Raw genomic sequence first — 19,689 nt, forward strand, 5'->3', positions numbered from 1 at the left:
CCCGGCGCCACAACCCTTGGCAGGCGAAAGGTCTTCGCCTGCCAGCGCCCCTCAGGCCGCGGCCTTTGCCAGGCGCGCGTCCTGCAGCGTCTGCTCGCGCATGCGGTCGTATTCCTGCTTGTCGACCGGCACGGCGTTCGGGTCGCCCAGGTCGCGCATGTGGATGCGGTAGGTTTCGCGGGCGCTGAAGGCGGCCAGGGCGGCGAGCACCGTCACCGCGAAGGTGATGGCACCCACGGTGAACCACACGTTGGTCGAGCCCGGAGGCGCGACGGCGGCGAACAGCGCCGGCAGCAGCGCGGTGAAGGTGGTGCCGATGTTCTGCGAGATGGCCATGGCCGAGACGCGGTTGCGGGTGCGGAACAGCTCCGGATAGAAGCTCGGGAAGGTCGCGTTGTAGCCCTGGTAGATCACGCCCCACATCAGCAGCGACATGCAGATGGCCAGCGGCACGTTGCGGATGCTGATGGCGTACAGGTACACGAACGACAGCAGGCCCGAGACCAGCGCGCCGACGATGATCGGCGGGCGGCGGCCGATGCGGTCCGACAGGTTGCCCACGAACGGAATCACGATCACGGCCAGGATGTTGCCGAGCACCGGAATCCACAGGTACACGTCCTTCTGGAAGCCGATGCCGTAGGCGGCCTGCACGGCGTAGGCCGCGCCGAACACGGTGGCCACCACCGGAATGACGTTCATCAGCGCCATGCACACCACGCGCAGCATGTCGGCCCAGCTGTCGGTGAAGGCCTGGATGATCGGCGCCTTGGCAGTTTCACCCTTCTTGTCGACTTCGGCGAAGGCCGGGGTCTCGTCCACTTCGCGGCGGATGATGTAGCCCGCCACAATCACCAGGAAGCTCAGCAGGAACGGAATGCGCCAGCCCCAGGAGTTGAACGCGTCCTCCGGCATGTAGTGCGCGAGCGGCAGGAACACGGCGGCCGCCAGGATCTGGCCGGCCTGCACGCCCTGCAGCGTGAAGCTCGCGAAGAAGCCGCGTCGCCCGAACGGCGCATGTTCAAGAATCATCGAGCTCGCGCCCGAGATCTCGCCCGCCACCGCGAAGCCCTGCACCAGGCGCAGCAGCACCAGCAGCACCGGGGCCAGCAGGCCGACCTGGTCGTAGGTCGGCAGCAGGCCGACGGCCACGGTCGAGAAGCCCATCAGGAACATGCAAAGCACCAGCACCTGCTTGCGCCCGTGCGTGTCGCCCCAGTGGCCGAGCACGAAGGCGCCGATGGGGCGTGCCACGTAGCCAACGCCGTAGGTCGCGAGCGAGGCGACGATGGCCGTCGTCGGGTCGCCCTTGGGAAAGAAGATCTGCGGAAAGATCAGCGCCGCCGCGGTGGCGTAGATGAAGAAGTCGTAGTACTCCAGCGCCGAGCCGATCCAGCCGCTTGCCGCGGCCTTTCTCGACTGGTGCCTGCCTTGCGGCTCACGGGCTGTGTTGCTTGCCATGTGTTGTCTCCAGTGGTGACGTGAAAAAAGAAATCAGCTCTCTGTCGGTCAATCGATCTGTCGATGCGCCGGCGGGCCTGTCAGTCCTGTGCCTGCGAAGCCATGCGCGCCGGCGCATTGAGGGCGCCGTAGGCGTCGTAGTCGCCCACGCGCTGCGCGACCTCGAAGAACAGTCCGCCCTCGAAGCTCTCGGTATAGATGTGCAGGTAGTCGCCGGCCGGCGAGCGGTCGAAGAGCACGCCCGCGTCGCGCATGCGCGAAAGCAGCGCGGGCTCGACGTCGATGCGCGTGGCCAGGTCGTCGTAGTAGTTGTCGGAAATCGGAACGAAGCGCGTGCCGTTGGCGCGCAGCTTCGCGGCCGTCTCGAAGATGTCGGAGCAGCTCAGTGCGATGTGGTGCACCGCGCCGCCGCCGGTCACGCTCAGCGTGCGCGCGGTGCGGGTGCGCTGGCTCAGCGACACGTTGAGCACCAGGCGCAGGCTGCGCTCGGCATTGGCGACGCCGCGGCTGCGGATCAGCCCGAAAGGGTCGGCGAGCTCCAGGCTCTCGCCGGGCTCCAGGCCGAGCACGGCGCGCGTGAACAGCACCCACGTGTCGAGCTGGTCGAGCGCCAGGCCCAGCGCCACGTGGTCGATGCGCTGCAGGCCGGCGTCGTTGGCGCCCGCGCCCTCGCCTTCGAGGATGAAGTCGGTCTCGTACAGGCCGTTGGCGCCCAGCATCTCGGGCACGAAGTGGATCAGGTTGCCGCCCGGCGCCACGATGGCCGGCACGCGCAGCTCGTTGGGGCCGACCGGGCTGTCGTGCCGCTGCGAGCGCATGGCGGTGGCGCGGCCCACCGCGGCCAGCGGATCGTCGCAGCGCACGCCCAGCGCGCACACCGACGTGCCGTGCGCCTCGAAGCGCTGGCGCGCGAAGGAATCAGGCTGCGCATTGACGATCAGGTTGATGTCGCCCTGGCGGTACAGCGTCACCGCCTTGGAGCGGTGCCTGCCGATGCGGCGGAAGCCCAGTTGCTTCACCAGCGTGGCCAGCGTCGCGGCCGAAGCCTCGTCGGCCGCGAACTCGATGAACGAAAGGCCCGAGAGCGCCGGCACCGGCGGCGGGTCGAACAGCGTTACCTGCTGCGCCACTGCCGGCTTGGCGAGGCGCTGGCGCGCTTCGCTCTCCAGGTACAGCAGCGAGCGCATCGCGTCCACCGCGGTGCGGCGGTTCGGCGTCTCGCGGAAGATGTCGTTGAAGATCTCCAGCGACAGCGGCCCGGTGTAGCCGGCGCGCAGCACCTGCTCAAAGAAGCCGATCACGTCGAAGTCGCCCTGCCCCGGGAACGAGCGGTGATGGCGCGCCCACTGCAGCACGTCCATCGACAGCAGCGGCGCGTCGGCCATCTGCAGGAAGAAGATCTTGTCGCCCGGAATGGCCGCGATGCCGGCCGGGTCGTCCTTCAGCGAGAGCGTGTGGAAGCTGTCGAGGATCAGGCCCAGGTGCGGATGGTTCGCCTGCTTCACGATCTCCCAGGCCTGGCCGTACAGCCAGGTGTGGCGGCCCCAGGCCAGCGCCTCGAAGCCCACGCGCAGGTTGCGGCGCGCGGCGCGCTCAGCCAGTTCGTGCAGTTGGGCGGCCGCCAGCGAAGGGTCGTTGACGGACAGCGGCGAGGTGTTGGAGCAGCACAGCATCGTCGGCGCGCCCATGGCCTGCATCAGGTCGAACTTGCGCTCGGCGCGCTCCAGGCTGCGGCGGAACTGCGCCTCGGGCATGCCTTCGAAGTCGCGGAACGGCTGGTACAGGTCGATGCTCAGGCCCAGATCGCCGGCGATGCGGCCGAGTTCGGCGGCCGTGCCCTTGAAGTTGATGAAGTCGGCCTCGAACAGCTCGATGCCGTCGAAACCGGCGGCGGCGACGGCTTCGAGCTTCTGGCGGAGCGTGCCGCTGAGCGAGACGGTGGCGATGGAGCGATGCATGGGGGTGGACTTTAGGAACACCCGGGCGTCGTCACAATCTATTCAGAGCCGTTTTGATCGATCATCGATCACACTCAACCGTTATTCGCACGAAATACGGGATACACCTAGGCCGCCGCTCCGGCTCCGACCCCTCAAAGGCTGCGCCAGAAATCGATCAGCAGCCGCGCAAATTCCTCCGGCCGCTCTACGGCGCTCAGGTGCGCGGCGTCGATGGTCTCCAGACGGGCATGCGGAATGGCCGTGACCATGGCCTGCGACATCGCCATCGGCGTGGCCTCGTCCTGCAGCCCGCCGATCACCAGCGTGGGCACGGCGACGCGGTGGTTGCTCTCGCGGAAGTCGATGGCGGCGACCGCATTGCAGCTTTCGATGTAGCCCTGCGCGTCGGTGCGCACCAGCACGTCGTGCAGCTTCTTCGCGGCTTCCGCGCCTTCCGGCGTGGCGGCCCAGGCCGGCGTGATCCAGCGCGACACCGCACCGGGGGCGATGGCAGCCACGCCCCTGGCGGCCACCGTCTCGACGCGCGTGCGCCAGGGCGTCTGGTCGGGGTAATGCGCGGCCGAATTGGCGATCACGATCGTCTTCAGCAGCTCGGGATGGCGCACCGCCAGCGCCTGCGCCGTCATGCCGCCCATCGACAGGCCGACGAAGTGCACCGGCTCGCCGCCCGCCTCCCGGCGGATGAGCTCGGCCGCGTCCTGCGCCAGCGTCTCGATGCGCAGCTCGCCGGGCAGCACCTCCGAGGCGCCGTGGTTGCGGTGGTCGTAGCGCAGCACCGTGTGGGCGCGCGAGAGCTGCGCGGCCACGCCGTCCCACATGCTCAGGTCGCAGCCGAGCGCATGGCTGAGCACGACGATGGGGCCATCGCCCTCGCGAACGACATTCAAACGGGTCATGGTGTGGTTTCCTTTTTCGGGTGTTGCAGACGCGGCAGCCAGAAGAACGCGATCGCCACCAGCACGCTGCCGGCCAGCAGCATGGGCACGACCATCGGCCAGGCGCCGTTGGAGTAATCGGCATCGACGAAGCGCGCGGCCAGCTGCCCCGCGCAGAACGCGACCATCATCATGCCGAAGCCGGACCACGACACGGCCCGGCCCGCCAGGTGCGGCAGGTCGCCCACCGCGCCCGCCTGCCCGCAGGGCTGGTGGATGCCGTGGCCCAGGCAGTAGACGGCATGGCCGAACAGCAGGGGCACCGCGCTCAGCGGCATGAGCCAGCAGCCCAGCGCCTGGATGACGGTGCCGCCGAGGCTCAGCGATGCGCCCAGCCGCACAGTGCGCACCGGCCCGTAGCGCCGCAGCAGGCTGCGGCACATGGTGGTGCTGAAGATGTAGACCAGCGAACCACCGGCCGGGATCCACCCGTACCAGGCAGGCGACCAGCCCAGGTAGCCGATGTAGACCATGGGCGACAGCAGCAGGAAGCAGAACAGCCCGCCGTAGGTCGTGGCCGCCACCGAGGCCCAGGCACGGAACGAGCGGCTCGCGAACACGGCGCGCGTGCTGCCGCGCGGCGCGGACGACTCGCCTTCGCCCAGGGGCCGGCGCGTCTCGCCGAACGAGCGCCAGCACAGCGCGAAAAGCGCCGCAGCGTAGAGCGCCATCGCCGCCATCACCCAGCGCCAGCCCGCGCCCTGCACCAGCCACGCGCCGAGCAGCGGCGCCATCAGCCCGACGATGCCCAGGCCGGTGAGGCCGCGCGCCATCACGTGCGGGCCTTCGTGCGCCGGGTACAGGTCGCGTACGGCGGCGCGCGAACACACGAGGATCGCCGCCATCGAGAAGCCCTGCAGCGTGCGCCAGCCCGCGAGCAGCGCCACGCTGCCCGCGAAGGCGCCGCCGAGCGCCGCGAGCGCGTAGCAGCCCAGCCCCGCCAGCAGCACCGGCCGCCGCCCGAAGCGGTCGGCCAGCGGCCCGCACAGCAGCTGCGCAAAGCCGAAGGCCAGCACGAACAGCGTGAGGCTGGTGCTGGCCGAGCCGAGCTCCTTCGCGATGGCGGGGAGCGCGGGAAGATAGCTGTCGGTGGCTACGGGCTGTGCCGCCAGGAGCAGCGGCAGCAGCAGCGCAAAGGTGACGTCGAAGCGGCCCTTCGTTCGTCCCCTACCTGGAGCAGGCGGCGCGGTCACTGCGCCAGCGGCGGCAGCAGGCCCTTCTCGCGCAGGATGCCCGTCGCAATGCCGAAGGCGTGATTGGCCACGGGCACGCCGCAGTAGATGGCGGCCATCATGATCACTTCCTTGATCTCGTCCGGCGTGAGGCGCGACTCGGGCGGGCCGTCGAGCGCGGCGCGCACGTGCATCGCGAATTCTTCGTACGCGTGGATGCCCAGCATCATCGACAGCACCATGAAGCGGCGCGTCTTGTCGCCCAGCGCGGGACGGCCCCAGATGTCGTTCCACGCATGGCGCGTGATGAGCTCCTGGAACTCGGCGTTGAAGCCGTTGCGGTTGGCCAGCGACTTGTCGACCCAGGCATCGCCGAGCACGCGGCGGCGGTTGACGAGGCCGGCTTCGTACACGCCGGGTTCCACGGGCGGGTTTTCGGGGGTGGTCATTGGGAGAGTTCCTTGTGTGCGTCGAGCCGGGCCTGCAGCGCCTTCACTTCGGCGAGCGCGGTCTGTCCGGCTTCGTGGGCGAGCGCGGGGGCGAACCATTCGTCCGCCGCGTCGCGCGGGAGTTCGGCGCGCAGCCGGTCGATGTTGGCGCGCATGCGCGCGGCGTCGACCTGCAGGCCGGGCAAGGCACCGGCCATCGCGCGCACGCTGCCGTGCGCCGACATCAGCAGCTGCGGCCATTCGCCCAGCTCCGCCTGCCAGGCGCCGAGGGCGCGTTCGTGCTGCTGCGGCATGGCGCCGAGCAACGCGGCCACGCGCTGCGGCGCGCGGTGCGCGGCGGCGATGGCGACCATCGAGGCCACCGGATTGCGTTTGTGCGGCATGGCCGACGAGCCGCCGCGCCCCGGCTCGCTGGGCTCGGTGACTTCGCCCACCTCGTACTGGCCGAGCAGCGAGATGTCGACCGCGATCTTGCCCAGGCTGCCGGTCATGAGGCCCAGCTCGCAGCCGAGCGCGACCCATTCGTCGCGCTGGGTGTGCCAGGTCGCGCCGGGGTCGCCCAGGCCGAGTTCCTTGGCCATCCGCTTGCGCACTGCCGCGCCCTGCCCCTTCATCTGCGCCAGCGTGCCGATGGCACCGCCCAGCTGCAGCTGCAGCGCGTGCTTCGCGGCATCGCGCAGGCGGATGCGGCTGCGCACCAGCGGCGCGGCCCAGCCGGCGCACTTGAAGCCGAAGCTGGTGACCGAGGCCGGCTGCATCAGCGTGCGCGCGAGCATCGGCGTCTCGGCATGCGTCACCGCCAGGCGCAGCAGCGCGTCGGCGGCCTTGGCGAGGTCGGCCTCGACGAGCGCCACCGCCTCGCGCGTGACCAGCGCCATCGCGCTGTCGATCACATCCTGGCTGGTGCTGCCGAAATGCACGAAGGGCGCGGCCTCGGCGTTGAACAGGGCCACGGCCTCGCGCAGCGCCTTCACCAGCGGGATCGCGACGCTGCCGGCACGGCCGCTCTCGCGCACGATCTTGGCGACGTCGAACAGCTCGACCTTGCAGCTGCTGACGATCGAGTTCGCGGCGCTCTCGGGGATCAGTCCCTCGGCCGCCTGCGCGCGCGCCAGCGCGGCCTCGAAGCGCAGCATGGCGTCGACGAAGGCACGGTCGCTGAACGCGCCGAGCGTTTCGGATGTGGAGAGGAAGCCTTCGAAAATGCTCATCGGGCGAGCCTTCCTTTCTTTTTCAGTATTTCAGTTGCGCCACGGCGCGCAGCTCCTCGGGCGAGGCGGTGCCGAAGCCGAAGAATTCCAGGTACGCCGGAATCATCTCGAACAGCATGTCGGTGCCCACCTGCACCGCACAGCCCTTGGCCTTGGCGGCCTGCAGCAGCGGCGTGTATTCGGTCTTCATGACCACCTCGCCGACGAAGGTCGAAGGGTCGATGCGGTCGACATCGAAGGGCAGCGGATCGCCCTCCTTCATGCCCAGCGGCGTGGCGTTGACCACCACGTCGTAGCCGGCCGGGTCCTTCGAGCCGGTGGCCACCTTCATCTGCGGATAGTGCTCGCGCAGCCGGGCGGCCAACGCGTTGGCCGAGGCCTCGCTCATGTCGAACAGCATCAGCTCGGCGGCGCCCGCGGCGGCGATCGACGCCGCGATGGCCGAGCCCACGCCGCCCGCGCCCGACACCAGCACCCGCGTGCCCTTGAAGAGCCGCCCCTTGCGCTCCACGCCGCGCACGAAGCCGGCGCCGTCGAACTGGTCGCCCAGCAGCGTGCCGTCGGGCCGCTTGAGGATGGCGTTGCAGGCGCCGGCCACGCGCGCGGTGGGCGTCACCTCGTCGACCAGCGACATCGTCGTCACCTTGTGCGGCATGGTCACGAGCGCGCCGCGGATGTTGCTGAACTTGAAGATCTGCGGCAGCGACACCGCGTAGTCCTCGGGCTTCACGCCCATGGGCACGACCACCGCGTCGATGCCCTGCTTATCGAACCAGGGGTTGTAGATCATCGGGGCCTTGAAGGCCTCCGTGGGAAAGCCGATGTGGGCGATGAGGGTGGATTTGCCGGAAATCATTGGTGGATCAATCTGTGCAATCAAAGGTCGATGAAGGTTTCTTCCAGGAATGCCGCGGAACCGGCTTTGCCGGGCCGCAGGCATTGCCCCCTGCAAGGGGGTTGGCGAAGCGACACGAAGTGCGCGAAGCCTGGGGGTGAGCCATTTACGCCACGCTCGGGGAGCGATAGCGCAAGGGCTGCGCAATCTCGGCGTGCATTGCGGGCGGATAGATGATTTCGCGCAGGAAATCGGCGTCGGCCGCCATCGCATCCGCCGCATCCATGTGGCCGAAGTAGCGGAAGTAATGCGGCATCTGCTGGATCAGCATCTCGAAGCCGGCCTGCGCATTGAGCCCGCGCGCACGGGCCGCGCGCACCAGCGGCGTGGGCTGGTTGCGCAGCAGGATGTCGAAGAGCGCGGCGTGGCTCTCCATGCGCGCCACATCGACCGGCGCCGCGTCGTCGTCGCTCAGCCCCAGCTGCGTGGCGTTGACGACGAGGTCGAAGCCCTCGGGTGCGTTGCTGTCGGCGGCGACCACGTTCGCGTCGAAGAAGGCGTCGAGCTTGGCCGCCACGCCGGCCGCCTTGCCGGCTGCCTTGTCGTACATGGCGATGTGCGCCGCGCCATTGACCGTGCCGCCCTCGGCCAGCGCCACGCCGATGGCCGCGGCGCTCACGCCCGCGCCCAAGATCAGCACCCGCTTGCCGCGGAAGGGAATGTTGTAGTGGTCGAGCGCGCCGATCAGGCCCTCGCCGTCGAAGAGATCGCCCTCGAGCTGGTCGCCCTCGGTGCGGCGCACCACGTTGACCGAGCCCGCCACGCGGCCGAAGAGGCCGCAGCCTTCGAGCAGATCGACCACCAGCGGCTTGTGGGGCGGCGCGATCACCATGCCGCGCACGTTGCGCGCGAGGAAGGCCGACTTGAAGAACACCGCGAAGTCGCGCACCGGCACCTGCATGGGCAGCAGCACGGCGTCGATGCCGTAGCGCTCGAAGGCGGCATTGAACATGCGCGGCAGCCGCACGTTGCGAACCGGGTCACCGGGGATCAGGTAGGCCTGGGTGCTGCCGCTGATGGAATGGCTCATGTGCGTGCTTCCGTTCGTCAATCGCTCTTTTGGAGGGCGGATGGCGAGCTTTATAGTCCCTCCAGGCAACCCCTGCAGCCTTTGGGGCATCAAAACGTGCGACTATCGATCTTTAGAATTCAATGATCGATCAATTCAAGGGTTTTCACCTGCACCAATTGCAAACTCGAACCCTTCCGCACAGATCACACTTCCGCCCATGAGCAAGGACAGCAATCACGACCCGGCACCGCCTCCCGGCCTGGACAAGCGCGACTGGATCGCCGGCCTGGAGCGCGGCGTGAGCATCATCGAGGCCTTCGACGACGCCAACCCGCGCCTCACCGCCAGCCAGGCCGGCCAGCGCACGAACATGACCCGCACCGCCGCGCGGCGCTACCTGCTGACCCTGCAGCACATGGGCTACGTCGCCAGCGACGGCAAGCTGTTCTGGCTCACGCCGCGCGTGCTGCGCCTGGGCCAGTCGTACCTGGAGTCGGCCCGCCTGCCGCGCGTGGTGCAGCCCTTCCTGCAGCGTGTGGCCGCCGGCACCAACGAGATCGCCTACCTCAGCGTGATGGACGGCGACGAGGTGGTCTACATCGCCCGCAACGGCCCCAACCGCAGCATGAGCACCGGCTACGTGCTCGGCGCGCGCGTGCCGGCGCAGGTCACCGCCTCCGGCATGCTGATGCTGGCGCTGCGCAGCGACGCAGAGCTCGACGAGTGGCTCACCACGCGCAAGCTCACCGTCTTCACCTCGCACACCATCGCGAGCATGGAGCGCATGAAGCTCGAACTTGCGCGCATCCGCGCCCAGGGCTGGGCGCTGTCCGAACAGCAGCTCGACCTGAACTCGCGCGGCATCGCGGTGCCGCTGCGCGACCGGCACGGCACGCTGGTCGGCGCGCTGAACATCACGATGCCGATGGGGCACGAGAGCTCGGAGGATGCGGTGGCGCGGGTGCTGCCGGTGCTTCGGGAGACGGCGCAGGCGATGCGGAACCTGATCTGACCCGACTGACAGCATTCCGACAGCATCCCCCGGGCACGATGTGCGCTTTCAATCCAAAAAGCGCTGGAGACACAAGCACCATGTCCGCCCCCCTCCTCCCCCAAGACACCCGCCTGAGCCGCCGCGGCCTGCTCCAGGCCGGCGGCGCGGCAGCCCTCGGCGGCCTGCTGCCCTCGATGGCCTTCGCCGAAGACGCGTGGCCCAGCAAGTCGATCCGCTTCGTCGTGCCCTTCGCGCCAGGCGGCAGCTCGGAGATCGTCGCGCGCTCGACCGCCGCTGAGCTCTCGCGCACCATCGGCCAGAGCGTGTTCGTCGACAACAAGCCGGGCGCTGCCGGCAACATCGCGATGGGCGAGGTGGCGCGCGCCACCGACCAGCACACGATCATCCTGGGCCACATCGGCACGCTGGCGGTCAACCCGTACATCTTCGCCAAGCTGCCCTACGACGCGAACAAGGACTTCAAGCCCGTGAGCCTGCTGGCCAAGGTGCCCAGCCTCTACGTGGTGCACCCCGACGTGCCGGCGAAGAACCTGAAGGAATTCATCGCCTACGCCAAGTCGAAGCCGGGCAAGCTCAGCTACGGCTCGGCTGGCAACGGCAGCGCCGGCCATCTGGCCTTCGAGTACCTGAAGATGACGGCCGACGTGTTCATGCTGCACGTGCCCTACCGCGGCACCGGCCCGATGGTGACCGACCTGCTGTCGGGCCGGCTCGACGCCTCGGCCATCGGCGCGGCGGCGGTGCTGCAGTTCATCAAGGCCGGCAAGGTGCGCTGCATCGCGACCGGCTCGGCCAAGCGCCTGCCGCAGCTGCCCGACGTGCCGACCGTGGCCGAACAGGGCTTCCCCGGCTTCGAGATGACGCAGTGGTACGGCATGCTCGCGCCGGCCAGCATCACGCCGGCGCAGCTCGCCAAGCTTTCGGCCGAGACGATGAAGGCCGTGAAGTCGCCCGACTCGATGCAGCGGCTGACCAACGACGCGGCGGAAGCCATCGGCGGCACGCCGGAGCAGTTCGCGCAGTTCATCGCCTCCGAACAGGCTCGCTGGCAGAAGGTCATCGCAAGGGCAAACATCAAGCCGGATTGAGCCCCGTCGGCTCTAGCATCGGGCCATGCGCATTCTCCTGGCCGAAGACGAACACACCCTGGGCACATGGCTGTGCAAGGCGCTGGAGCACGCGGGCATCCAGGTCGAATGGGTGGACGACGGGCGGCTGGCCGACCGGGCGCTGCAGCAGCGCGACCATGACGCGCTGGTGCTCGACCTGGGCCTGCCAGGGCTGGACGGGCACACGGTGCTGCAGCGGCTGCGCGAGCGCGACCAGCGGCTGCCGGCGCTGATCCTCACGGCGCGCGATTCGGTGAACGAGCGGGTGGCCTCGCTCAACGCGGGCGCCGACGACTTCCTCGCCAAGCCCTTCGCGCTGGCCGAGCTCGAGGCGCGGCTGCATGCGCTGGTGCGCCGCGCGCGCGGCGTGGAACATCCGCGCCAGGCCTGCGGCCCGCTGGTGTACGACGGCGCGCGGCGGCACTTCACGCTCAACGGCGAGGCGCTGGCGCTCTCGCCGCGCGAACTGGCGGTGCTGCGGGTGCTGGTGCAGCGCAGCGGCGAGCCGCTGTCGAAGCAGCAGATCCTGGAGCGCGTGTTCTCCGACGACGAGGAAGTGCACCCCGAGGCGGTGGAAGTCTTCGTCTACCGGCTGCGCAAGCGGCTGGACGGCAGCGGCGTGCGCATCGTCACGCTGCGTGGGCTTGGGTACGTACTGGAAGCAGACTGAGTGAGCGTGACGCAGGGCATCGTCAACCGCCTGCGCCGCGCGAGCCTCTGGCAGCGGCTCGCGCTGCTGCTCTTTCCCGCCCTGCTCGTGGTGACCGCGCTGGAGCTGTGGATGACGCGGCACGACGCGCTGGCCGCCGCCAACGCGGCCTACGACCGCTCGCTGCTGGGCGCGCTCAAGTCCATCGACGCCAACATCTCGACCGCGTCGGGCGGGCTCTCCGTCGAGCTGCCTTACACGATGTTCGAGTTCTTCGAGCTCACGGCGAGTGGACAGGTGTTCTTCCGCGTCTCGACCTCCGACGGGCTGGTCGAACTGGGCAGCGCCGACCTGCCCGCCCCGCCCGCCGAGCTGAAGATGGGCGTGCCGGCCTTCTACGACGCCACCTATTTCGGCGAGGCCGTGCGGCTCGCGGCCTACCGCCGCGACCTCGACCGTGCGCCGGCCGGCAGCACCGGGCGCAGCGTGCTGATCCAGGTCGGCGAGAGCACGCGCTCGCGCCAGGAATTCAGCGCGCGCTTCGTGCGCAGCGCGGCGCTGCGCGACGGGCTGGTGCTGGCGATGCTGCTGTGCGGCACCGCCATCGCGCTCGCGGCGGCGCTGCGCCCGCTCTCGCGGCTGGCGCGCGAGGTGGGCGCGCGCACCAGCGATGACCTCACGCGCATTGCCGAGACCGACCTGCCCGCCGAGGTTCGGCCGCTGGTGGCTGCCGTCAACCAGCAGATGTCTCGCACGCAAGAGCTGGTTTCGCAGCAGCGCCAGTTCCTCGACGACGCCTCGCACCAGCTGCGCACGCACCTGACCACGCTGCAGATGCAGGCCGACTACGCACGTCGTGAGGAAGACCCGGCGCAGGTGCAGGTGGCGCTCGATGCGCTCGGCACCGAGATCGGCCGCGCCACGCGCAGCGCGCAGCAGCTGCTGGCGCTGGGCCGCAGCGACACGGTGTCGGTGGAGCCCGCCGAATTCGATCTGGCGGGGCTGCTGCGCGAAGTGGCCGTCGACCTGCTGCCGCTGGCGCGCGCAAAACGCATAGATCTGGGCATCGACCTGGGCGTCCATTCACCCGCGCCCGAATTCCCCGCCGTGGCCGATCGCGGGCTGATGCGCGAGGCACTGGGCAACCTGGTGAGCAACGCCATCGCCTACACGCCAGCCGAAGGCACGATCACGCTTTTTGCTGCCGGCGACGCCGCGGGCTGGAGCCTCAACGTGGAAGACAACGGCCCGGGCATCGACGAGGAGGAACGCGCCGCGCTGGGCCAGCGCTTCCGGCGTGGCGCACGCGCCGGCAAGGGCGGCTTCGGGCTCGGGCTGGCCATCGCGCGCTCCATTGCGCAGCGGCACCGGGGCGAACTGCGGCTCGAGGCACGCGAAACCGGCCCGGGGCTGCATGCGATCATCTGGTGGCCGCGCGCTTCATCGGCCCCGGCCTCCGACTGACGGGCCCGCCGCCATGCCTTCCTCCGCTACCTCCAACCGACGCCATGCATTGCGCGCGCTGTGTGCGCTGCTCGCGCCGCCATTCGGCATGCGCGCGATGGCCGCGGGCGATCCTTCCGAAGAAGCGGCCGACTGCGTGATCCCCGCCAAGGCGGGCGGCGGCTTCGCGCTGACCTGCGCACTGGCGCGCGACGCGCTGCAGGCCGTGCGCCCCGCGCGCCCACCGCTCGCGCAGCGCTACCTGCCGGGCGGCATCGGCGCCGTGGCCTTCGACCGCATCGCCACCGGCAAGCTCGGCGGGCCGGGCACGCTGGTGGCGTTCTCCAGCGGCTCGCTGCTCAACCTCGCGCAAGGCCGCTTCGGACCGCATTCGCCCTCGGCCGTGCGCTGGATCGCCACGCTGGGCACCGACTACGGCGTGATCGCCGTTCACCGCGATTCGCCTTTCAGGCGCCTGCAGGACCTTGTCGCCGCACTGCGGCAGGACCCGTCGCGCATCGCCTTCGGCGCGGGCGGCACGGTAGGCAGCCAGGACTGGGTGAAGGCCGCGCTGCTGGTGCGCGCCGCGGGACGAGACCACAAGGCGATGCGCTTCGTCTCCTTCGAGGGCGGCGGCGACGCACTGAGCGCATTGCAGGGGCGGCATGTGGACGCGTTTCCGGGCGACGCGGCCGAGGCGCTCCAGGCCATCGCGGGCGGAGCGGCCGTGCGGCTGCTCGCGGTGCTGTCGGAGAACCGGCTGGGCGGCGCCCTCACCGGCGTGCCGACCGCGCGCGAGCAAGGCGTGGACCTGGTCTGGCCCACGGTGCGCGGCCTCTACCTGAGTGCGGACGTGCCCGATGCCGCCGTGCGCGCCTGGACCAACGCGTTCCGCGAGGCGAGCGCTGCGCCCGGCTATGCATCTCTGCGCGAACAGCACGGGCTCTACCCTTTCGCCCTCACCGGCTCCGCGCTCGACGACTATGTGCAGGCGCAGATCAAGGCCTACCGGCAGCTGGCGGACGAACTGGGGCTGCGGCGCTGGCCGACTTCCCGATGAGAATGCGGGCAAGATCGCGCCCATGACCGAAGACGCGATCACCCAACACATCATCGACATGCTGGCCGGCGGCCATTTCCAGATCGCCGACGACAACACCTTCTTCTTCCACGACGGCGACGACAAGTTTCCTTTCGCGACCATCGTGACGAAGGACAACGAGTTCGACAACGCCTCGAAGCTGAACCGCGCCGGCGTGTTCCGGCTGAACCTCGGCGTGGGCAAGGAAACGTTCCGCGCGCTCTTCGGCGAGCAGCCCGCCTCACCCGACTACAGCGCGCTCGACACGCTGATGCCGCATCCGCTGTACGCGAAGATGTACTGGGTCAGCGTGATCAACCCGAGCGCGAAGACCTTCGAGACGGTCAAACCGCTGATCGCCGAGGCACTGAGCCTCGCGCGATCACGTCGAACAGCCTAGGCCGCCTTCAGAAACACGTCGTGGTCCGGCGCGAAGTTCGCGTGCAGCGGCAGCATCGCGCCGCCCAGCGCGCAGGCCTGCGCACCGGCCTTGCCGCCGTGCAGCTGCGGCTGCCAGAGGCCTTCCCAGTTGCAGTGGTCGAGCGCGTCGCGGGTCTGGTCGAGCAGCGCCTGCAGCAGCGGGCGTGACATGGAGCCGTCCACCACCACGTCGGACAGGTCGAGCATGGCGGTGCCGCACACGATGGCATGCGCCAGCGCCTGCGATGCGCTGGCCAGCCAGGCCGTCGTGGTCTGTGCGAAAGGCGGCTGCAGCGCGCGGTCGTCGTAGGCGGCCATAGGGTCGAGGCCTTCGGCCGACAGGCGCTGCTCGAGCTCCCACAGCGACGCCTGCGCGACCAGCTGCGGCGGCAGCGCGCCGCGGGTACCCGGCGGCTGCATCGGCAGCGATGCCAGCGCGCCCGCATTGCCATGCGCGCCGGTATGCAGGTGCGAGTTGATGACCAGCCCGCCGCCCACGAAGGTGTCGACGAAGATGTAGAGAAAGCTCTTCAGGTCGTGCCCCCGCCCTCCCACCAGTTCGGCCACGCAGGCGGCCACGGTGTCGCGCGCGAAGCTCACCGGCAGGTCGATGCGCGAACGCACCTCGGCGGCCAGGTCCATCTGGTTCCACAGGTCGGACTGCGCCTTCGACAGCCCCAGCGTGCGGTGCCAGCCGCCGAGCAGAAACGGCGCGGCCAGCCCCACGCCCACGTTGCGCGCGGCCAGCGGCCCCAGGCCGTCGCGCAGGCGGTGGATGTGCTGCGCGATGGCGGGCAGCAGTTCGTCGGCGTCGGGAAAGTCGTAGCCGATGGCGTGGCGCTCGCGCACCTGCGCGGCGAAGTCGATCAGCAGCCACTCGGCACCGCGCCGGCCGACCTTGATGCCGATGGCGAAGGCGCCGTCGGGGTTGAGCGCCAGCGGCACCGAGGGCTGGCCGATGCGTCCGCGCACGCGGCTTTGCTTGAGGATGAGCCCGTCTTCCTCCAGCCGCGCGGTGATGAGCCCGATGGTCTGCGCGCTGAGCCCGGTCAGCCGTGCCAGGTCGGCCTTGGGCAGGCTGCCGTGAACGCGCAGCGCCTGCAGCACCGTGCGCTCGTTGAACTGGCGCATGCCGACCTGGTTGGAGCCGCGGGGCCGCAGCAGGTCGGGCGTGCGCGCAGCAGCGGGTGCGTGCGCATCAGGCATGCGCCTCCGCGGGCAGCTGGTCGGCCGTCATCGCGCCGGTCATCACCGCGACCGTGTCGCTCATGCTGATCTTCCTAGGATCGAGCACGGCCGCGCGGCGGCCCAGGCGGGCCACGTGGATGCGGTCGGCCACCTCGAACACGTGCGGCATGTTGTGGCTGATGAGCACCACCGGCAGGCCGCGATCGCGCACGCGGCGGATCAGCTCCAGCACCATGTTGCCCTCCTTCACGCCGAGCGCGGCGGTGGGTTCGTCCATGATGACCACGTGCCGCGCGAAGGCCGCGCTGCGCGCCACGGCCACGCACTGGCGCTGGCCGCCCGAGAGCGTCTCGACCGCCTGCGTCATCGACTGGATGCCGACCTTCAGGTCGGCCATGCGCGCGGTGCTTTCCTGCAGCATCTTCTTCTTGTCGAGCATGCGCAGCACGTTGCCCATGAAGCCGGGGCGGCGCAGCTCGCGGCCGAGGAACAGGTTCTCGTAGATGGTCATGGCGGGTGCCACGGCCAGGTCCTGGTAGACCGTCTCGATGCCCGCGCGCCGCGCCTCCAGCGGATTGCGGAAGTTCACCGGCTTGCCGTCGAGCAGGATCTGCCCCTCGTCGGGCACGATCGCGCCCGACAGCGCCTTGATGAGCGATGACTTGCCCGCGCCGTTGTCGCCGATCACCGCGAGGATCTCTCCTGCGCGCAGCTCGAAGTCGACACCGGCCAGCGCCGTGACCTGGCCGTAGCGCTTCACCAGGCCCTTGGCCTGCATCACGATCTTGCGGTTTGTAGCCGTGTTCATTTCAGTTCTCCACCACGCTGGCACACGAGCCGCGGCCGACGCGACCGGCGCGGACCCGTCGGGGAACACCGCGGAACGGGCTTTGCCCGGCCGAAGGTGTTGCCCCCTGGAAGGGGGTTGGCGAAGCCACACGAAGTGCGCGAAGACTGGGGGTGAGCTTCATGCTAGCGAGCCCCCCTGCGCGAGAGTTGGTCTGCCGTGACGGCCAGGATCACCAGGATGCCCGTCACCAACACCTGGTAGATCGAAGACACGCCCATCAGCGTGAGCCCGTTGCGGAACACGCCCACGATCAGCACGCCGATCAGCGAACCCAGCACGATGCCGCGGCCGCCGAAGAGGCTGGTGCCGCCGAGCACCACGGCCGTGATGGCGTCGAGGTTCTCGGTCTGGCCCGCGTTCGGGTCGCCCACTCCGGTGCGCGCCACCGACAGCAGCGAGGCGATGCCGTAAAGCACGCCCGCCATCACGTACACGCCCAGCAGCACGCGCTGGGTAGGGATACCCACGAGGCGCGTGGCCTCGGCGTTGTTGCCCACGGCGTAGACGTGCCGCCCCGCCGCCGTCTCGCGCAGCACGAACCACGCGAGGAAATAGAGCACCACCATCAGCACCGAACCCCAGGCCACTTCGGCGCCGCCGATGGTGAAGGTGGTGCCCAGGCCCGTGAGGCCGCCGGGCAGGTCGGTGATGGTCTGCGACGACGAGTACAGCTGCGTGATCGCGAAGGCGATGTTCAGCGTGCCCAGCGTCACGATGAAGGGCGGCAGCTTGATGCGCGTGACCAGCAGGCCGTTGAGCAGGCCGAACAGCGTCGTCACGCCGATGCCGCAGAGGATGGCCACCGGCGCCGGCAGGCCGAGCTCGGTGGCGAACTTGCTCATGATGATGCCGCCCAGCGCCATCACCATGCCGCACGACAGGTCGATGCCCGCCGTGAGGATCACCAGCGTCTGGCCGATGGCGATCACGCCGACCACCATCACCTGCTGCAGGATCAGCGAGAGATTGCCGCCCGTGAGAAAGCGGTCGGACTGGGTCGCGAAGAAGATGCATGCGCCGAGCAGGGCCAGCCACGGCCCCAGGGCGCCCCACGGGATGTGGTGCGTGGCTGATGCGGATTTCGCCATCGAGATGTGCCTCCCTGGAATTCGTCGTCAGCTCGGCTGCTTACTTCTTGCCCCAGCACAGCTCGGCACCGGTCTTGGTGTCCTTGCTGTCGACGCCCGCCACGCTCTTGCCAGCGATCAGCGTCACGCCCGTATCGACATAGCCCGAAGCCTTCTTGCCCGTCTTGGCGTACTCGACGCCCGCGGCAACGCCCATGGCGGCCATCTTCAGCGGGTACTGCTGCGAGGTCGCGGCGATGATGCCGGCGGCCGTGTCCTTGATGCCCTGGCAGCCGCCGTCGACCGACACGATCATCACGCCCTTCTCCTTGCCGGCGCGCTTGAGTGCGTTGTACGCACCGGCGGCGGCGGGCTCGTTGATGGTGTAGACCAGGTTCACGTCGGGCGCCTTCTGCAGGCAGTTCTCCATCACCGTCTGCGCCTTGGCCTGGTCGCCGTAGCTGTCGGCCATGCAGACGATCTCGGGCGCCTTAGACAGCTCATTCGACTTCGCGTCGTTGGCCTGCAGGCCGAAGCCCTTCATGAAGCCGTTGTGGCGCTGCGCGCCCACGGGGTGGCCCGGCAGCAGGTCGAGCGCGACGATCTTCGCCGGCTTGCCCGCCATCGCGGCCTTGGCGTATTCGCCGATCAGCACGCCGGCGGTGTAGTTGTTGGTCGCGAAGAGCGCGTCGGTCGCATCCGGCGGATCGGCCGGGCTGTCGAGCGCGATCACCATCACGCCTTTGTCGCGCGCCTTCTTGATTGCGGGAACGATGGCCTTGGCATCGCTCGGCGTGATGAGGATGGTCTTGGCGCCGGCCGCGATCATGTTCTCCATGGCGGTGATCTGCCCGGCGTTGTCGCCGTCGGCCTTGCCTGCGCCGGAGAGCAGCTTGGCGCCCTGCTTCTTGGCCTCTTCCTGGGCGCCTTCCTTCATCTTCACGAAGAAGGGGTTGGTCTCGGTCTTGGTGACGAGGCCGATGACGGGCTGGTCGGCGGCGAAGGCAGCGGTCGACGCGGAGGCTGCGGCGAGGGAGAGTGCTGCCAGGGCGAGGATAGAGCGGGGGCTGGTGTGCATGGGTTGTCTCCTTGGGCGGGCGGTTGTTAGCGCCTGCGGTTTTGGATCCGGATCGCGTGAGGGGAAGCGGGCGTCCGGGCGCAAGGGGACTATCGGGCAGCGGAGGGACTAAATCAAGGTGATTTAGTTATCGGAAACCCGAACACAGCAGATGTAGAGGCGCCGAAGCCTGTGGCTATGGCGGCGAACAATCAATGGGGGGTTTTGCTTGGGGGACGTCTGTCGTGCGCGCAATGCTGAAGGGTAGATCCACGTAGCGTTCGGGTTGCCCTCTCAAGCCGGAGGCGAAGGAGTCACTCCCGCGAGGAGAGCTTTCCGAAGAAAACCTGCGTATCGTATTTTCGGCCTTCTCTCGAAAAACTCCAGAATTCGGAAGGAAAGAAGTAGCCCCTTTCCAGGAACTCAGTCAACTGATGGAGCGCATACCCCAAAGCATCCAAGCTTATCTCCAAGAACAACGAATTTTTCTTCATTTCGAGACGATCGAGCACGCCAAGTCTCAATTCAATTATCGCTTCCTCCAGATTATTTCGAAACAAATGAAGAGAGCCGACATGCTCGACACTCTTTATTCCATCTATCAATGCAGAGATTTTCGAGAGAAGAAAACCAGCACCCTCTTCATCGAAATCAATCGTTAATTCGTCCTTGCTCAACGGCCCAAAATGAAAAACTATCAAGCTACAACCTCAC

Annotated in this window: 19 protein-coding genes; 6 read left to right on the forward strand and 13 right to left on the reverse strand. The window is 68.8% G+C overall.

Annotated elements, in window-relative coordinates; genetic code table 11:
• Positions 1–51 precede the first annotated feature (51 nt).
• From ABL838_RS19160 to ABL838_RS19195, 8 genes are all read right to left on the reverse strand, one after another.
• Positions 52–1,461 carry an MFS transporter gene (locus tag ABL838_RS19160; RefSeq protein ID WP_126021873.1) on the reverse strand — a complete coding sequence of 470 codons (1,410 nt, stop codon included), beginning with the start codon at positions 1,459–1,461 and terminating at the stop codon, positions 52–54.
• Between the two features lie 80 nt (positions 1,462–1,541).
• On the reverse strand, positions 1,542–3,419 hold the full coding sequence (locus ABL838_RS19165; protein ID WP_418121501.1) for a bifunctional sugar phosphate isomerase/epimerase/4-hydroxyphenylpyruvate dioxygenase family protein: 1,878 nt from the start codon (positions 3,417–3,419) through the stop codon (positions 1,542–1,544).
• A 134-nt stretch (positions 3,420–3,553) separates the two neighbouring features.
• The gene (locus ABL838_RS19170; protein ID WP_418121502.1) at positions 3,554–4,318 is read right to left on the reverse strand and encodes an alpha/beta fold hydrolase; all 765 of its coding nucleotides are present in this window, start codon (positions 4,316–4,318) and stop codon (positions 3,554–3,556) included.
• Positions 4,315–5,550, reverse strand: a complete 1,236-nt coding sequence (locus ABL838_RS19175) for an MFS transporter (protein ID WP_418121503.1) — start codon at positions 5,548–5,550, stop codon at positions 4,315–4,317. The genes ABL838_RS19170 and ABL838_RS19175 overlap by 4 nt, the downstream gene beginning before the upstream one ends.
• Positions 5,547–5,978, reverse strand: a complete 432-nt coding sequence (locus ABL838_RS19180; protein ID WP_019651926.1) for a carboxymuconolactone decarboxylase family protein — start codon at positions 5,976–5,978, stop codon at positions 5,547–5,549. The genes ABL838_RS19175 and ABL838_RS19180 overlap by 4 nt, the downstream gene beginning before the upstream one ends.
• Positions 5,975–7,189, reverse strand: coding sequence for a 3-carboxy-cis,cis-muconate cycloisomerase (gene pcaB, locus ABL838_RS19185; protein ID WP_418121504.1), 1,215 nt, complete (start codon positions 7,187–7,189; stop codon positions 5,975–5,977). Before pcaB ends, ABL838_RS19180 begins: the two co-directional genes overlap by 4 nt.
• Before the next feature lie 22 nt (positions 7,190–7,211).
• Positions 7,212–8,045, reverse strand: a complete 834-nt coding sequence (locus ABL838_RS19190) for a shikimate dehydrogenase family protein (RefSeq protein ID WP_418121505.1) — start codon at positions 8,043–8,045, stop codon at positions 7,212–7,214.
• Between the two features lie 145 nt (positions 8,046–8,190).
• Positions 8,191–9,114, reverse strand: a complete 924-nt coding sequence (locus ABL838_RS19195) for a shikimate dehydrogenase family protein (RefSeq protein WP_418121506.1) — start codon at positions 9,112–9,114, stop codon at positions 8,191–8,193.
• A 199-nt stretch (positions 9,115–9,313) separates the two neighbouring features.
• Here ABL838_RS19195 and ABL838_RS19200 point away from each other — a divergent pair, with 199 nt between their 5' ends.
• The 6 genes from ABL838_RS19200 to ABL838_RS19225 all read left to right on the forward strand — a co-directional run bounded on the left by ABL838_RS19200 (position 9,314) and on the right by ABL838_RS19225 (position 14,793).
• A complete protein-coding gene (locus ABL838_RS19200) occupies positions 9,314–10,108 on the forward strand; it encodes an IclR family transcriptional regulator domain-containing protein (protein WP_126021865.1) in 795 nt (264 codons plus the stop codon).
• A gap of 80 nt (positions 10,109–10,188) precedes the next feature.
• The gene (locus ABL838_RS19205) at positions 10,189–11,199 is read left to right on the forward strand and encodes a Bug family tripartite tricarboxylate transporter substrate binding protein (protein ID WP_126021864.1); all 1,011 of its coding nucleotides are present in this window, start codon (positions 10,189–10,191) and stop codon (positions 11,197–11,199) included.
• A 25-nt stretch (positions 11,200–11,224) separates the two neighbouring features.
• Positions 11,225–11,890, forward strand: coding sequence for a response regulator (locus tag ABL838_RS19210; RefSeq protein ID WP_126021863.1), 666 nt, complete (start codon positions 11,225–11,227; stop codon positions 11,888–11,890).
• Entirely contained in the window at positions 11,891–13,333 is a 1,443-nt protein-coding gene (locus tag ABL838_RS19215; RefSeq protein ID WP_418121507.1) for a sensor histidine kinase, read from the forward strand.
• A gap of 13 nt (positions 13,334–13,346) precedes the next feature.
• Complete coding sequence (locus ABL838_RS19220) at positions 13,347–14,372, forward strand: tripartite tricarboxylate transporter substrate binding protein (RefSeq protein WP_418121508.1); 1,026 nt, start codon at positions 13,347–13,349, stop codon at positions 14,370–14,372.
• A 22-nt stretch (positions 14,373–14,394) separates the two neighbouring features.
• The gene (locus ABL838_RS19225) at positions 14,395–14,793 is read left to right on the forward strand and encodes a DUF6194 family protein (RefSeq protein ID WP_418121509.1); all 399 of its coding nucleotides are present in this window, start codon (positions 14,395–14,397) and stop codon (positions 14,791–14,793) included.
• On the opposite strand, the gene ABL838_RS19230 is transcribed toward ABL838_RS19225, so the two are convergent.
• The 5 genes from ABL838_RS19230 to ABL838_RS19250 all read right to left on the reverse strand — a co-directional run bounded on the left by ABL838_RS19230 (position 14,790) and on the right by ABL838_RS19250 (position 19,652).
• The gene (locus tag ABL838_RS19230) at positions 14,790–16,019 is read right to left on the reverse strand and encodes an ROK family transcriptional regulator (protein WP_418121510.1); all 1,230 of its coding nucleotides are present in this window, start codon (positions 16,017–16,019) and stop codon (positions 14,790–14,792) included. The genes ABL838_RS19225 and ABL838_RS19230 overlap by 4 nt on opposite strands.
• The gene (locus tag ABL838_RS19235; RefSeq protein ID WP_418121511.1) at positions 16,012–16,809 is read right to left on the reverse strand and encodes an ATP-binding cassette domain-containing protein; all 798 of its coding nucleotides are present in this window, start codon (positions 16,807–16,809) and stop codon (positions 16,012–16,014) included. Before ABL838_RS19235 ends, ABL838_RS19230 begins: the two co-directional genes overlap by 8 nt.
• Positions 16,810–16,973: 164 nt before the next feature.
• Positions 16,974–17,939 carry an ABC transporter permease gene (locus tag ABL838_RS19240; RefSeq protein WP_184636823.1) on the reverse strand — a complete coding sequence of 322 codons (966 nt, stop codon included), beginning with the start codon at positions 17,937–17,939 and terminating at the stop codon, positions 16,974–16,976.
• A gap of 40 nt (positions 17,940–17,979) precedes the next feature.
• Positions 17,980–18,996 carry a sugar ABC transporter substrate-binding protein gene (locus ABL838_RS19245; protein WP_184636821.1) on the reverse strand — a complete coding sequence of 339 codons (1,017 nt, stop codon included), beginning with the start codon at positions 18,994–18,996 and terminating at the stop codon, positions 17,980–17,982.
• A gap of 293 nt (positions 18,997–19,289) precedes the next feature.
• The gene (locus ABL838_RS19250; protein WP_418121512.1) at positions 19,290–19,652 is read right to left on the reverse strand and encodes a hypothetical protein; all 363 of its coding nucleotides are present in this window, start codon (positions 19,650–19,652) and stop codon (positions 19,290–19,292) included.
• Between the last annotated feature and the right edge of the window lie 37 nt (positions 19,653–19,689).

It is taken from the genome of Variovorax sp. 160MFSha2.1 (assembly GCF_048305075.1).
Classification (GTDB): domain Bacteria; phylum Pseudomonadota; class Gammaproteobacteria; order Burkholderiales; family Burkholderiaceae_C; genus Variovorax; species Variovorax guangxiensis.